The sequence below is a fragment of the Stutzerimonas stutzeri SDM-LAC genome (assembly GCF_000235745.1).
In the GTDB taxonomy this organism is placed as follows: domain Bacteria; phylum Pseudomonadota; class Gammaproteobacteria; order Pseudomonadales; family Pseudomonadaceae; genus Stutzerimonas; species Stutzerimonas stutzeri_H.
Map to the genome: position 1 here is coordinate 13,557 of NZ_AGSX01000066.1, position 15,387 is coordinate 28,943.

Consider the following 15,387-nt stretch of genomic DNA (forward strand, 5'->3'; position numbering starts at 1 on the left):
CTTCATGGAAGCGCTCCGAACAAGGATTTCACATGTTCAACCCGGCCAACGACACCCATTTCAGCCTCGCAATCGAAGGCATCGAGCACGATCTACAGGTTCTGGAATTCAAGGGCCGGGAAGCGCTTTCGCAGCCCTTCGCATTCGAGCTCGAACTGGTTAGCGAACGCCCCGATCTGGAGCTGGAAGACATGCTGCATCAGCCGGCCTTCCTCGCCCTCTCACCGGCCGGCACCGGCATCCATGGCGTGATCTACCGCGTCGCTCAGGGCGATTCCGGTAAGCGCCTGACGCGCTATCACATAACCTTGCGTCCGCAGCTCGCTTATCTGGCTCACCGCACCAACCTGCGAATCTTCCAGCACCTGACGGTTGAGCAAATCATCAGCCAAGTGCTCGAAGAGCATGGCATCCAGGCCAACGCTTTTCGCTTCGCCCTCGGCTCGGTCTACCCCGAGCGCGACTACTGCGTGCAGTACGACGAGACCGACCTTCACTTCATCCAGCGCCTGTGCGAAGAAGAAGGTATTCACTACCACTTCCAGCACAGCACCGCCGGCCATGTATTGGTCTTTGGTGACGACCAAACGGGCTTTCCCAAGCTCGCGCCGGTTGCCTATCAACAGGACTCCGGGTTGGTTGCCGATCAGCCGGTGATCAAACGTTTCGCCCTGCGCATGGAAACCCGCACCAGCCGGACCACCCGCCGCGACTATGACTTCGAGAAACCGCGCCTGATTATGGAAGGGTCCTTCCAGAGCGAATTCCAACCGGACCTGGAAGACTACGACTACCCCGGCCGCTTCACCGAGCGCCCCCGCGGCAAGCACCTGTCGCAACGCGCTCTGGAACGCCACCGCAGCGACTACGAGTTGGCTGAGGGTGAGAGTGACCAACCACAGATGATCACCGGCCACTTCCTGGCCATGAACGAGCACCCGCGCAGCGGCTGGAACCAGCTCTGGCTGCTCAATGAAATTCACCACGAAGGTAAACAACCGCAGGTACTGGAGGAATCGGTGACGAGCGATAGCCTCGCCCGTGACGGTTTCACCCAAGGTTACCGCAACCATTTCACCGCAACGCCCTGGGACATTCCCTATCGCCCAGCCCTAAGCCATCCCAAGCCCAAGGTCCTCGGTAGCCAGACCGCAGTCGTTACAGGCCCAGCCGGCGAAGAAATCCACTGCGACGAATACGGTCGCGTAAAAGTCCAGTTCCATTGGGATCGCGAAGGCCAGGCCGACGACAAAACCAGTTGCTGGCTGCGTGTTTCCTCAAGCTGGGCCGGCGACCGCTACGGCAGCATCGCCATACCGCGGGTAGGCATGGAAGTACTGGTGACTTTCCTTGAAGGCGATCCCGACCAGCCTCTGGTAACCGGTTGCCTGTACCACAAGGAACATGTCGTCCCCTACGACCTGCCGGCCAACAAGACCCGCAGCGTCTTCAAGACACTATCGAGCCCCGGCGGAGACGGCTACAACGAACTGCGCATTGAGGACCGCAAGGGCCAGGAGCAGATCTACCTCCACGCTCAGCGCGACTGGGACGAAAACATCGAGCACGACCAGAAGATCCGCGTCGGCCACGAGCGCCACGACACAGTCGTGGCCAACATCTACACGGAACTCAAAGCCGAAGAACACCGCACCACCCACGCCAACCGCAAGACCGAAGTCCGCGCCAATGATCACCTTACCGTGGGCAACAGCCAGCACGTGAAGATCGGCACGGGGCAGTTCGTCGAGGCGGGTAACGAAATCCACTACTTCGCCGGCAGCAAAGTCGTCATCGACGCGGGCATGGAGCTCACCGCGTCAGGCGGCGGCAGCTTCCTTAAACTCGATCCCAGCGGCGTTACGTTGAGTGGCGCGACCATCAAGATGAATTCCGGTGGCGCGCCCGGCAAAGGCTCGGGCATAAGCATCCTCACTCCCCAAATTCCGCGGGCGGCCGACAAGGACAGGGCTGGAACGAAACCCAAGCTCGCGCTGGCCAACACCCAGCTGCAATTGGCCCGCAAAGCTCGTCAAATCGGCGCCAGCCGCTGCCCGATTTGCGAAGCATGCAGAGAAGGAATGTGTGAGATTGGAGCGGGACAATGAACAAAACGGTTGAAGACTGGCTCAGCGCGCAACAGGCCGAACAGAGGCAGCTGCTGCTCGTTATCGATAGCCTCGCAGAGCCCGCTCCGCTGCCTCGTCTGTTTTCAGCGGACCTGGTGCACAGCTACGCCAATCTCTACCAGGGCACCGAGGTCGCCGAGATGGCCAGCGTGGGCCCCTGGCTGATAGTGCTGAACGAGCTGAACCTCACGCAGCTAGCGCCACTCACCGACGCACCGGAGCAGAATTGGGGCTGGCTCGCCAGCGTCGAATACGCAGACCTGGCGGCGCTCACGCAACACTGGCACGCCCGTATCTTCGCCGACGAACAGGGGCAACGGTCGCTCTATCGGTTCCAGGACAACCGCATCGTTGCGCGTCACCTCGCCGAACTGGACGTCTCACAACGCCCTCTGCTGCTTGGTCCACTGACAAGCGCGCTCTGCTGGGATGATCACGACTGGCAATGGTTCGATAACGAGCAACCAGGCGAGTATCCCGAACCCTTCGAAAAACCGTGGTTGTCTATCCCAGAACCCGAGCACGTAAGGCGCGCTGTGACACACCACAATCTCGAGTTGTGGCTGTGGGAGAACCACACGCTGGCGACCACCAAGCTCGCAGAGACCCAGGTGCTGAGCGAATGGCTGGACCGTCAACTCGACAATGCGAAGGAGTGGCACTGGCACAGCGAGCCGCAACTGCACTTCCTGCTCCGCTACCAGCTCGACCCCGCACTGGCGGACCATCCGGCCTGGCTGCCAGCTGACCGGGAAACATCGGACGCCCACTATTCACGAGTCAGTTCAGTGCTGACTTCAAGCCATTCAGCACAGGGTTGATCAGATGACGTCTCACACCTTTTCTCGAAGCCACTTCCTGCCCATTCACGCATGGTCTGTACTGTTTGGCTTTCTGCTCAGCGGTTGTAGCACGCTCGGCTCGGTCGGCGCCGATACCTTTACGTTGAAGGGCGAGCTACCGGCTGACTTCGCACTGAAGGCCCAAGCGCATTACGGCGGGGCCGAGGGATGCAGTGATCGCGGCCATGTGAAGGGTTTCAAGAAAGAGTATGAAAAGGTGCCGCATGGGTATGAGTTCGAAATTCCAGTTAGTTATCGCGACGGACTTTGTGAACTGCAATTGACCAGGGTCGGGCTTTTTATTCATGCGAAGTACGGCGAGCAGGACTGGCAACATAGCTACGATAACGGCGGGTTAGTGGTTGTTGAAGAACTTCCGCCGAACGGCACACATTATCAACGCGACGAAACTGTATCTAGAACGGCTCAATGTTCATGGCTCTTTCAAATCAGCAAGCTGGAGTTAGGGATAGCCAAAATGCTGGACTGTAAAGGCGCCGGGACGTATTTGTTACGCAATTCGCTTTCGCAAACCAATGTTAGGCTCAGCTTTGAACTAAGTAACAATGACCGTCCTTATATGAGGAACTATTGGTCAAAAACAACGACAGGCTGGAAGCCGTGCACGGGACGATGGGGAACAAAGTTCGAAGAGCTTTGTACAGCCCCTCCGCAGTTTCGTACTTTCACTATGGATGGCGGTGAATGCACGGTCTATCCGAACTGCACAGAGTGACTAACGGATGAGCACGTCAACCTCGCAAACTTTGCTCCAATGTCCGATTCGCTTGGCCCGGGTAAGCTTTCGTTTAGTAGACGAGCATGGAAGTGGCAAGCCCTACGCTGGACTGACCTGCCAAGTTACAGATCGGCAGGGGTTTGATTGCTCCCCGACACTAGACAATGACGGCTATGCAGAGGTGCATAACGTTAACGGCGGTCCACTAGTTGTATCTTTTCCAACCGAGTATGTCGGCAACGACCCATGGTATACGGGCTTACTTAACAGGCAATATTTCCCAGTGCCTCTTTCGGCCCTTCAAGTTGCAGCCGAACAATCGCCCGCCGGCCCTCGGCGCACTGACGGGAAGACCTATCTAGCGCAAGAACGTGCAGCGAAGGAAGAGGCTTTCTTCATACGGGCCGAGGTAAGCGATTTCGTAAAGAGCAACAGCCATCTGCCGACGCCAGACCCAAACTGGACGACCCCATCTGCACTGAAGCATAACGCAGGCTCAGCAGCAGAGCTGCCTGGCGTTGCGCTTGGTTGTAACAGGCATCATGTCATCGAGATAAAGGCGCTACGCGCCTATAGCCCGCTGCTTTCCCGCGGCGCTGATTTTTGCGCGCTGAACGCCTATCACCTGGCGGTCATGAGCGCTTTCGTCTACGCACCTTTCAGTGCAGCTACAAAGCCTTACCACTCAGCGCCGCCACCCTATACATCGCTTGGCAGCATCGGACACGTGCTTCAGAACCAGTTAGGGCGCCGGATTCGGCCTACGCAATTCAATACCGCCTCCCCTTATCATCTGCTCTGTGAAGAAGTGCCTTATTCGAAGCGCCTCGAGATCGTGCCTTACGATTCGACGCGCTACGAAAAGGAAACACAGGAGGGCTGGCGAAACCCCGAAGATGTGCACTTCCTGCACGATACGAATAACGAAACGAACACCAACACCCAAGCGTTCATCACCCATAGCGACAAGGTCGTGTTGATCTCTATTCGGGGCACGCAGGAGCCTCTAGCGGATGCCAGTCGAGACGCAGACGCTCGACAAGTGCCTTACGAAGAGGGTGAAGGTCAAGCACACCGCGGCTTCTATAGAGGCTTCCAGGCAGCAAAGCCCTTCGTGGAGCGCTACCTCAATGCTTTTTATACGGGCGAGCAAACGTTAGTCGTCTGCGGCCACAGCCTTGGTGGAGCAATAGCGCTTTTAATCGCCGAGTGGCTACGTCGCAAACCCACTAAACCGAAAGTCGTTCTATACACCTTCGGCGCCCCACGTGCGGGCGACGCTGCCTTTGTCAATGCAGCCCAATCCCTAATCCATCACCGTATCGTCAACCACAACGATCCGGTCCCAGCCCTTCCGCTGCCTTGGATGGACGCGGAGTGGAAGCTGGCGCTTCCCGGTACAGCTCTTCTTTTCAGCTCGCCAGTAACCGGCATCGCCTTGTTGCTTGCAGGGCTCGTTAATCTTCAGGGCGACCCCTACGAGCACCACGGCGAGCAGTGGCATTTCATGCCACGCAGGCCTGGGGCCGGGAGCGAGGCCGCAGTTTTGTGGCAACCGGGATGCGCACTGATCGATGAGCAGATCTGTGCGCGCTACGTTGGGGAAATCGGGCTTGATGGTGATATGCCCAATCGGCTCGCACTTGGAGGGACTCACCATTCCAGCGATAGCGGCTACGCACGTGCGGCACTCGCCAACCTTCTGCGCTGGAATACCAGCGTCGAGGAGCGAAACGGAAAGTTATTTACCGAAGCTGAAACCCGTGACATCTACGCCCAGCTGCTGAGCACCGCCCAGCTATTGGAGAGCTGGCAAGCACGCTCCTTCAATGAGTTTCGATGGGAAATCAGGCGCAGGGGCGTGATGCGCTTCTATGGCAAAACGGATCTCGAATTGCGCGCCATCTACGCCGACGCGGTGGAGCAAGGCGAACGGGCTCGAGCCGAACAAAGCCCCGCGTTGACTCGCACGCAACAGCGCCTGCTCGCCCAGGCAGAGCGGGTGGTGACGCTGCGCAGCGTATTTGGCGAGCATGCGGAACGCTCGGACCTGGATGAGCTGGTCGCGCAATGGCGTGCCATCGAGGACAACCAGGCCGTCGAGCGATTGGCAGGCAGCAAACAGGAACCCGCCCGCGCCTTTGCCTAACGGCTTCCCGGCGCGGCATATTTATAGCCCTAGCTCTCGTTTCGGTACCGGCCCCGCCCGGTTTCGTGACCTCGTTCACCCACGGTGACAGCCGGGTGAACTTCAATGCTCAGCCTGAGTCTCGCGCCGCGCTTCGGCGCCGCGCGGCTGTCTGCCCACACGCTTTCAAGGAGGAAATCGCGTGCTAGCCCGCTATTGCGCCCTCGTTTTATTCGCCGCATCCCTCGCCCTTGCCGGTTGCTCCGGTAACTACACATTCAACGACGACGAGTATCGCCCCTTGGGTGATCCGCAGGCGCCTGCCCGCAGCAATTGATCCACCAGGAGAAAGGGACCATGGAACTGGTTTTCGATATGGTCAGTGCTCAGCAATTCGCGCCAGGCCTGATCAGCAGCAAGACGTTCAAGCAGGCCGGCGGCATCATCGGCCGTGCGGAGGATTGCGACTGGGTCATCCCAGACCGCAAACGTGTGTTGTCTAGCCGCCACGCTGAGGTGAGCTACCGCGACGGCGCGTTTTTTCTCACCGACACCAGCAGCAACGGCATTCAGCTCAAGGACACTGGCGCCAGCCTGTCTAAGGGCCAGGCGCAGCAGATCGAGCATGGCAGCGTCTACTGCCTGGGTGACTTCGAAATACGTGCCCGACTGATCCAGAATCCCGCTTCTTTCGAAGGCGACGTTGGGCGCCCACAGCCGGCCGGCAGCATCATTCCCGACGACGCCTTCCTCGACCTCGACCCGCTGACCGCCATGGAGCAGCAGGAGCGCGTCTATGCCGAGGTCGACGACCTGACCGCCGTACTGGCTCCGCCACGCACCCAGGCCCAGCAGCGCGACTACTCGCAGATCGATGAGGAGAACCTTCAGGTTCCCGAACTGGTAATGCCCAAAGCGGTTGTGCAACCCAAAGCCGCCCCTGAACCCGAGCGGCTGCCGCCGGACTTCTGGGCACGCTTCGGCGAGGCGCTCGGTGTCAGCCTAGACGACCTCGACGAAGAAGCTCGCCAGGCGCTGGCGCTCAGAGCGGCGAGCCTGCTCAAGCAGAGCGTCGGCGGTTTGCAGCAGGCGCTGCGTACCCGTGGCGAGTTGAAAAACGAGATGCGCCTGTCGTTGACCACCGTGCAGAGTGCCGGCAACAACCCACTTAAACACAGCATCGACAGCGGGGAAGCGCTGAACCTCCTGCTGCGCGGTGGAAAGGCGGGGCAGCTGCCGGCCGAACAGGCCATGGGGCGCGCTTACCGTGATCTTCAGGCACACCAGGTAGCGATGCTGGCAGCCAGTCGCGCCGCGGTCAAAGGCATCCTTGAACAGCTTTCACCCGATCAGCTAGCCCTCCGCTTCGAGCGCGATAACAAGCCGCTTGTGTCCACTTCCGGTAGCCGCTGGCGTGCTTTCAAGCGGCTTCACTCTGCGATGCAACGCGACGACGATTGGAGCGAACGGTTGTTCGCTCGTGACTTCGCCCAGGCCTACGAAGAGCAGGCCCGGCTGATCGCCACGCTCAATACAGACCTTCAAGGATGATCTTCATGTCTCGCTTTCTTCCCGCCGCGGCGCTCGCGGCGCTCGCCGTTCTGAGTGGCTGCTCTGCCCTCTCGCCCAACTCTGACTTGACCAAGCTGGACCTGTCACTGCAGGGCAACGACCAGCTCAACCCCGACCTTAACGGCCGCCCTTCGCCTGTCGTGATTCGCCTCTTGGAACTCAAGCATCCGGTGGCCTTCGAGAACGCTGACTTTTTTTCGCTCTACCAGCGTCCCAAGGAAGCGCTATCGCCGGACCTCGTCATTCAGGAAGAGCTGGAACTGCGACCGGGCGAGCAGCGCGACCTCAAGCTGTTTGTTCAGGACGGTAGCCGCTACGTTGGCGTGCTGGCCGCCTATCGCGATCTGCCCGAATCAAGCTGGCGCTTCGTCATTCCTCTTCAACACAAAGCGCAGAACCGAATCGAGCTAAAGCTCGATGAACACGGCATCAAGATCATCGATCCGCTCGTGAAGGGAGACTGATCGATGAGCATGAACAAAGTCATATGGCAGGAAGGCATGCTGCTGCGTCCGCAGCACTTCCAGCAAAGCGACCGCTATTACGACGCGCAGCTCAAGCAGCGGACCCAGAAGTTGGGTCACTACGCCTGGGGTTTTTTTGAGCTGGAGATCGACCGTCAGTTCCTTAACATGGGCAAGCTCGTGCTTAGCCAGGCGAGTGGGCTGCTTCCAGATGGCAGCCTTTTCGAGATCGGTGCTGAGCGTGAGCCGCTGGCCCTGGACGTGCCGCCCAACACTGGCAACACGCCGGTGTATCTGGCTTTACCGCTTGTTACCGGCAACCACATCGAGAGTCGCCGACCCGAGCAGAAGGACGTGTTGGCGCGCTACACCGCGTTCGACGAAGAGGTCACTGACTCCAACGCCGGCGATAACAGCAGCAGCCAAGTCAGCACCGGCCGTCCGGACTTTCGGTTGCTGCTGGGCGAGCAGCAGAGCGATCAGGCTTACGTGAAGCTCAAGCTTTGCGACATCCTCGACACCACGCCGGACGGCGTGATCAGCCTCGACCCTGAGTACATCCCTACCTTTATCGACTTTCAGGCGTCCAGCTACCTGCTGTCGTGCCTGAAAGAAGTGATCAGCATGCTCGGCCATCGCGGCGACATCCTGGCAGAGCGTATCCGCGCCACCGGTAAAGTCGGCGGAGCGGAAGTCGGTGATTTCATGATGCTGCAGCTGATCAACCGCTACGAGCCCGTGCTACGCCATTACATGGGCATCGACCGGATCCATCCCGAACACATCTACCGTGAGCTGCTGGGGTTGCTGGGCGAACTGGCGACGTTCTCCAGCGAGACCAAACGACCTCGCCTGGATGGCCGTTACCTGCACAACGACCAAGGACTGTCGTTCCGCAAGCTGATGGATGCGATTCGCCAAGTGCTGTCAATGGTGCTTGAGCAGCACGCCATCGAGCTGCTTCTGCAACAGCGTCAATACGGCATTCAAGTCTCGCCGTTGCACGACCACAAGCTGCTCGGCAGCGCCTCGTTCGTACTCGCAGCCAGCGCCCAATGTGACTCCGAAGAGCTGCGCACCCGCCTGCCGGCCCACCTCAAGGTTGGTCCGGTTGAGCGTATTCGCCAGCTGGTCAACCTTCATCTGCCGGGAATCAAGGTCAAGCCACTGCCCGTCGCGCCACGGCAGATCCCGTTTCATTCCGGCAAGACCTACTTTGCTTTGGAGCTCAGCTCCGAGGAACTGGCGCAATTGGAGCGCTCTGGCGGCTTCGCCTTCCATGTGTCCGGTGAATTTACCGGGCTTGAGCTGAAATTCTGGGCGATCAGGAACTGACCGACATGATCAGAGAAATGGACTACGCACAGGACGACAAGACGGTCATCCTCAATCGCCACGGCGAAGCCCCGGCACAGAGCCCGCTGACCGACTTCAGCGCACCGCCGAAATTCGAGCAGCTCGAAGAGCGGATGATTTATGCCGCGCGGCTGCGTCCGGCCGAGACGTTCAATATCAGCCTCAATCCGCTTGTCGCGGCAGCATCGTCATTGCTCTCGGAAGTCGTGCGGCTCAAACACAGCTATGAAGGCGAAGACCTGCATGCCCTCAACCAGCGCTTATCTGGTGAGCTCAAGCTGTTCGAGCACCGCGCCTTGCACGACGGCGCCGAGAGCAGTCAGGTGATGGCCGCTCGCTACGTGCTATGCACCGCTATCGACGAAGCGGTCGTTACCACACCCTGGGGGAACGAGAGCGAATGGTCGCAGATGAGTCTGCTATCGAGCTTTCACAACGAGACCTTCGGCGGTGAGAAGTTCTTTCAGTTGCTCGAGCGCCTCTCGCGCAACCCGGTCAAGCACCTGCCGATGCTGGAACTGATGTATCTGTGCTTGTCGCTGGGCTTCGAAGGCAAGTACCGAGTGATGCCACGCGGCATGCTTGAGCTCGAAGCAGTACGCGACAGCCTCTACCGGCAGATCCGCCAGCTGCGTGGCGACGTGCCACGGGAGGTATCGCCGCACTGGCAGGGACTGCGTGATACGCGTCGGCGTCTAGTGCGCATCGTGCCCTGGTGGCTGGTCGCGCTGTTCACATTGATCTGCCTGGTAACGCTGTATGGGGGCTTCGCCTGGGTGCTGGGCGAGCAACGCGATGCCGTACTGCAACCGTATCAACCTGTCGATCCGACCGTTCAGGTCGAGCCCAAGCCGTAACAAGGACGTACTGCCATGAAGGTTTTTTTCGGCAAGCTTGCCGCGTTTTTCCGCAAGACCTGGGTATGGAGCCTGTGCGTCTTGCTGGTGTTGGCCCTGCTCGTGTGGCTCGTTGGGCCACTGCTGGCGGTAAACGACTATAAGTTCTGGGAATCGTCCACCAGTCGCCTGCTGACCATTGCCGGTCTCTGCCTGGTCTGGGGCCTGTTCATCGTGTTCGCCAGCTGGCATAGCACTCGTCGCAAGCAGGCCGAAGCCAGCGACGAAGAGGTTCAGGAGCGTCTTCGCCGTGAAGGCTTGGTCAGCGAAGAGCAAGGCATCCTGAGCCAGCGCTACCGCGACGCCGTTCGTACCCTCAAGAGTTCGAGCCTGTACCGCGGCCGCAGCGAGAAATGGCGCAACGACCTGCCCTGGTATTTGCTGCTCGGTCCTCAAGGCAGCGGCAAAACCTCATTGCTGGATTTTTCCGGCTTGGACTTTCCGCTCAACCGCGGTGAAAACCAGCGACTGACCAAGGATGTCTCAGGCACCCGCTACGCAGACTGGTACTTCGCCGACCATGCCGTGCTGATCGATACGGCCGGTCGCTACCTAACTCAGCCCGACTCAGGTGTCGATGGCAAGGCCTGGGAAACGTTACTCGGTCTGCTGCGCCGCCGCCGTGCACGCCCGCTTAATGGCGTGCTAATCAACATCCCGGTCGAGCAACTGTTGCATTCGAGCGAACTGGAGCTCGAAACGCTGGCGCGCCAGAGCCGTCAGCGCCTGCACGAGATCCACCAGCGCCTGGGCGCCGACGTACCGGTTTATCTGGTGCTGAGCAAAGCGGATAAGGTGCTTGGCTTCGACGAGTTCTTCGATCAGCTCTCGCGCGAAGAAAGTGATCAGGTACTCGGCGCCAGCTTCCGCAAGGAGCAGGACGGTACCGACGTCAACGTCGTTCGGATCGAATTCGAGGAGCTGCTGCGCCGACTCAACAGCCAGGTCATCCTGCGCATGCACCAAGAGCGCGACACCCAGCGCAGGGGTCGCATCCTTGATTTCCCGCACCAGCTTGGCCAGATTGGCGAGCGTTTATGCCTGTTCGTCGAGCTGGCGTTCTCCGGTAACCGCTACCAGCGTGCCAGCCAACTGCGCGGTTTCTACCTCACCAGTGCACCGCAGCTCCAAGGTGGACTCGATCCGCTCACCAGCGGCATTGGTCGCAACCTCGGCCTGTCGAGCAGCGCGTTGCCGACATTCCGCAGCGGACGTGCTCGGTTTATCAATCACTTGCTCAGCCGCGTGATCTTCCCCGAAGCCGACCTTGCCGGTCTCGATCAGAAGGAAGTACGCCGCATCGATTGGGGCCAGCGCGCCCTGTATGCCGCGAGTTTCGCCTGCCTGGCGCTGTTCGCCGCCCTTTGGGCCAATGGCTTCTCCAACAACCATGAGCGGCTTGAGCAGTTACGCGGCCTCGCTGACCAGCTGGGCCGCGAGCATCAGGGCATCACGGCTGAAGATGACGCACTGCGTACGCTCAAGGCGCTGGATATGAGCTATGCGGCTACTCAGGTATTTCCGGATAAGGCTGACGTGTCCTACTTGCAGCGCGGCGGGCTTTACCAAGGTGAGGTAGTCGATCCCACCGTCCACCAGGCCTACCGCCGTGAGCTGGAAACCCTGCTGCTGCCTCGCGTTGCGCGTCAGCTCGAAGCTCAGATACGCGCCAACTTGACTGATCGAGAGCGCCTGCTTGGTAGCCTGCGCGCCTACCTGATGCTCAGCCTGGAAGAGCGTCGCGACGACGGTTTCCTCAAGGATTGGATAGCCGCCGATTGGTCGTTGCGTTACGCCGGCAATGCCGTTGCGCAGAACGGCCTCAACACCCACTTTGAGCGGTTGCTCGGTGACGGCTTCGCGCCTTACGCGCTCAATGACCAACTCGTCGTCGAGGCACGTCAGGTGTTGCGCAGCGAATCGTTGGCCAATGTCGTCTACCGCATGCTGCGCGATCAGGCTCGTAGCCTGCCTGACTACCGGTTCAGTCAGCATCTCGGACCGCAAGGCGCGCTGTTCAGCGGCAGTGATTACACCATTCCTGGTTTCTATACCCAGAATGGCTATCAGAAATTCTACGTCGCCCAGGGCAGCGAGCTGGTGCGCGAGATCCTGCGCGATAACTGGGTGCTCGGCGAAGGCGACAGCTTGAGTCTGAAAGATCTTGGCCGCTTGATGGTCGAGATGGAGCAGCTCTACTTCCGGGATTACGCTAACTATTGGAGCGAAGCTGTCGCCCAGCTGACGCTGGAGCCTATCGCAGGTGCCGGCAAGGGCTCGGTGCTGCTTAGTGGGTTGTCTGCGGCTAATTCGCCGCTGTTGCAACTGCTTGTCGAAGTCCGGGACAACACCCGCTTTGCCGGCGCAGTCGATACCGCCGGCGAAGCGGTGGACGCAGCCGATGCTCTCAAAAGCGCCAACGGCAAACTTGGCAAAGCCGCCAAGCTTGCATCTGCGGCAGCAGAGCAGGCCCAGGCCGCACTGGCCAAGAACGTACCCGATACGGCGCGCAAAACACTCGAGCGCCGCTTCGAGCCGCTGCATCGCCTGCTGGACGACAATGCAGGGGCCAGCGCCGAGCTTGTTCCCACCCTGCAGGCCCTCGATGCGCTTCAATTGCAACTGGCAAGTCTGGCCCACGCCAGTGCGCCTGATCAGGCAGCTTTTGAACTCGCCAAGGCGCGCATGGCTGGTCAGCGTGATGCCATCAACCAGCTGAGAGCCAGCGCAGCACGGCTACCACAACCGATCGGCAACTGGCTCGGCCTGCTCGCCGAAGACAGCTGGACGCTGGTCCTGAACGACGCTTACCACTACCTCAACCAGCGCTACCAGAGCGAACTGTACGCGTTCTACAAAGGTTCCCTACGCCAGCGCTATCCATTCAGCGCACACAGCGAGAGCGACGTCGCCATCGCTGACTTCCGGGAGTTCTTTAAGGCGCAAGGCGTGGCTGACGGGTTCTTTGACCGCTACCTGAAGGCATTCGTCAGCGGGAGTGCTGGCCAATATCAGCTTCGTCGAGTCGACGGTCGTGGCTTGCCCCTGTCACGCGAGTTTCTGTCGCAGATGAGCAACGCGCAAACCATCCGCCGCAGTTTCTTCGCAGAAAACCCGAACGAACCGCAGATCCGCTTCAAGCTAGAGCCTTACTCCCTCGATTCGAGCCTGGGTCGCGCTGACTTCCGCTTTGGCAATCAGCAGATGGAATACCGCCACGGTCCGATCGTGCAGACCGCCTTCAGCTGGCCAGCCGACGCAGAGGACGGCCGCACCAGCCTGGTGGTCGAAGAACTAGGCGGGCGTCGTGTCGGTATCGAGAAGAACACCGGCCCCTGGTCGCTGTTCCGCCTGCTAGACCTGATGCAGGTCGATTACCACAGTGGTCGCGACGTGCTGATGCTCAAGGCCAATCTGGGCGGCCGCAACGCCAACTACCTGTTACACAGTCAGCGTTCGCCGAACCCGTTCGACATCGCCTTGCTGCGCGACTTCAAACTTCCGGCGACACTTTAATGTCAGCCACTGCGAACTTGGCGTACAGCTGGCGCAGCGCCGCGCGGACCGATACGGGCAAAGTCCGCGCACGCAATGAAGACGCCTTTCTCGACCTCCCCGAGCAAGGCCTCTGGGTCGTGGCCGATGGAATGGGCGGCCACCACAACGGCGCGCTGGCCAGCCGCCTGATCGTCGAGCAGCTCGCCGCGTTGCCCGAAGGCAGCATGGCGGAGCGCTTGATCGGTCTGCGCCGCTGTCTGCACGACCTCAACCGCAGACTCGGGCAAGAACTGACGGTCACGGCAGATCGACCCGATCCGGTGATTGGCAGCACAGTGGTCGCGCTGTTGATGGAGGCCGAACGCGCCGCCTGCGTATGGGCTGGCGATAGCCGCTGCTACCTCTGGCGCCGCAGACGGCTTTATCAGCTCTCGCGCGACCATTCACTGCTACAGCAACTGATCGACGAACAGAGCCTGAGCCCGCAGGAAGCCGCGCGTCACCCAGCCGCAAACGCCCTTACCCGCGCCATCGGCGCCAGCGAACAACTGACACTGGATATCCTTGAGTTCGATGTTTATCCAGGCGACACCCTGCTGCTATGCAGCGACGGGCTCTACCAAAGCCTGTCACCGGACAGCCTGGGAGCAGCGCTCAATGCGCCATCCACAGGCCTCGCCCTGCAAAGGCTGTTTGAGGAGGCCATGGACGGTCCGTGTCGAGACAACCTGAGTGCAGTGGTGATAAGGCTATGAGCGAGCCCCTGCGCGCCGAGCCGGCGTCGGACCTCACCTACTTCGCCTTTGCGGCCACAGCCAGCACTCCCGCTACGCCGAGCCCGCAGACCAACCCCGTTGCGTCGGGGGTGCTACCGGAGGTGCTAGCTGGGCGCTATCTGATCGAGCGACTGCTAGGCGTCGGCGGCATGGGAGCGGTATATCGGGCGCGGGATTTGCTGCGCGAGCAGTTTGGAGATCCGGAGCCGTACGTCGCCCTAAAGACGTTGAGCGATGAATTTGCGCAGTATCCGGACGCCCACGCGCTGCTGTACAGCGAGTTCGCGCTGACCGCCCGGTTGAGCCATCGCCATGTCGTGCGCCTGTTCGGGTTCGATGTGGACACCCTGAGTCAACGGGCCTTCATCACGCTTGAATTGCTCAAAGGGCCGACACTCGATCAGCTCCTTAGCGAGCGACCCGAGGGACTGGTCACGGAGGCACTCAACGAAATCGCCGTACCGTTGCTCGAGGCGCTCGACTACTCCCATAGCCGGGGCGTGATCCACGGCGACCTCAAACCAAGCAACGTGATACTCGCTGAGGACGGGCTACGCCTCTTCGACTACGGGCTCGGTCAGCCCATCGAGGGGTCTCTCAAAACGTTGCCACGCCTGTCCCGCAACCGTTTCAAGGCATGGACCACACGCTACGCCGCGCTGGAGCTACTAGACGGCGCCGAGCCCAGCGCCGCCAGCGATATCTACGCGCTTGCCTGCCTGCTGTTCGAGCTTGCGAGCGGCCAGCACCCGTTCCGCCGACTGAGCTCCAAGCAAGCCAAGGCCATGAGCCTGGACAACGAGCTGCAATGCCCGGCGAGCTTTCCCGCCCACGGCTGGCCAGCCCTGCGCACTGCCCTGGCGTTCGATAGTGACAAGCGCACATGCAGCGTCGGCGATCTGCTGGAAATTTTTCGCCGCCCCGCACCCAGCCGCCTACAGCGCTGGTTCGGGCGCACCCACGGATGACATGAGAACAAGGAAGCGC

General features: G+C 60.3%; 12 protein-coding genes. All 12 read left to right on the plus strand.

The features are described from left to right. Window positions 1–32: 32 nt before the first annotated feature. The 12 genes from PSTU_RS0107700 (at window position 33) to PSTU_RS0107750 (ending at window position 15,368) form a co-directional block, all read left to right on the plus strand. Window positions 33–2,108 (plus strand): type VI secretion system tip protein VgrG, encoded by a 2,076-nt coding sequence (locus tag PSTU_RS0107700; protein ID WP_019340462.1) that lies wholly within the window; start codon window positions 33–35, stop codon window positions 2,106–2,108. After that, window positions 2,105–2,950 carry a DUF4123 domain-containing protein gene (locus tag PSTU_RS0107705; RefSeq protein WP_019340463.1) on the plus strand — a complete coding sequence of 282 codons (846 nt, stop codon included), beginning with the start codon at window positions 2,105–2,107 and terminating at the stop codon, window positions 2,948–2,950. The genes PSTU_RS0107700 and PSTU_RS0107705 overlap by 4 nt, the downstream gene beginning before the upstream one ends. A 4-nt stretch (window positions 2,951–2,954) precedes the next feature. Then, window positions 2,955–3,707 (plus strand): hypothetical protein, encoded by a 753-nt coding sequence (locus tag PSTU_RS21265; protein WP_237709850.1) that lies wholly within the window; start codon window positions 2,955–2,957, stop codon window positions 3,705–3,707. 184 nt (window positions 3,708–3,891) lie between these two features. Further along, a complete protein-coding gene (locus PSTU_RS0107715) occupies window positions 3,892–5,859 on the plus strand; it encodes a lipase family protein (protein ID WP_237709851.1) in 1,968 nt (655 codons plus the stop codon). Window positions 5,860–6,040: 181 nt separating this feature from the next. Further along, window positions 6,041–6,175, plus strand: coding sequence for a type VI secretion protein (locus PSTU_RS21995; protein ID WP_080571187.1), 135 nt, complete (start codon window positions 6,041–6,043; stop codon window positions 6,173–6,175). Window positions 6,176–6,195: 20 nt separating this feature from the next. Further along, window positions 6,196–7,389 carry a type VI secretion system-associated FHA domain protein TagH gene (tagH, locus tag PSTU_RS0107720; protein WP_019340466.1) on the plus strand — a complete coding sequence of 398 codons (1,194 nt, stop codon included), beginning with the start codon at window positions 6,196–6,198 and terminating at the stop codon, window positions 7,387–7,389. A 5-nt stretch (window positions 7,390–7,394) separates the two neighbouring features. Beyond that, the gene (gene tssJ / locus PSTU_RS0107725; protein WP_019340467.1) at window positions 7,395–7,874 is read left to right on the plus strand and encodes a type VI secretion system lipoprotein TssJ; all 480 of its coding nucleotides are present in this window, start codon (window positions 7,395–7,397) and stop codon (window positions 7,872–7,874) included. Between the two features lie 3 nt (window positions 7,875–7,877). Next, on the plus strand, window positions 7,878–9,209 hold the full coding sequence (tssK, locus tag PSTU_RS0107730) for a type VI secretion system baseplate subunit TssK (RefSeq protein ID WP_019340468.1): 1,332 nt from the start codon (window positions 7,878–7,880) through the stop codon (window positions 9,207–9,209). A 5-nt stretch (window positions 9,210–9,214) separates the two neighbouring features. Beyond that, on the plus strand, window positions 9,215–10,087 hold the full coding sequence (gene icmH, locus PSTU_RS0107735; protein ID WP_019340469.1) for a type IVB secretion system protein IcmH/DotU: 873 nt from the start codon (window positions 9,215–9,217) through the stop codon (window positions 10,085–10,087). Between the two features lie 15 nt (window positions 10,088–10,102). Next, window positions 10,103–13,642 (plus strand): type VI secretion system membrane subunit TssM, encoded by a 3,540-nt coding sequence (gene tssM / locus PSTU_RS0107740; RefSeq protein ID WP_019340470.1) that lies wholly within the window; start codon window positions 10,103–10,105, stop codon window positions 13,640–13,642. Then, complete coding sequence (locus PSTU_RS0107745; RefSeq protein ID WP_019340471.1) at window positions 13,642–14,379, plus strand: PP2C family protein-serine/threonine phosphatase; 738 nt, start codon at window positions 13,642–13,644, stop codon at window positions 14,377–14,379. The genes tssM and PSTU_RS0107745 overlap by 1 nt, the downstream gene beginning before the upstream one ends. Then, window positions 14,376–15,368 carry a serine/threonine-protein kinase gene (locus PSTU_RS0107750; protein ID WP_019340472.1) on the plus strand — a complete coding sequence of 331 codons (993 nt, stop codon included), beginning with the start codon at window positions 14,376–14,378 and terminating at the stop codon, window positions 15,366–15,368. The genes PSTU_RS0107745 and PSTU_RS0107750 overlap by 4 nt, the downstream gene beginning before the upstream one ends. Window positions 15,369–15,387: the final 19 nt, after the last annotated feature.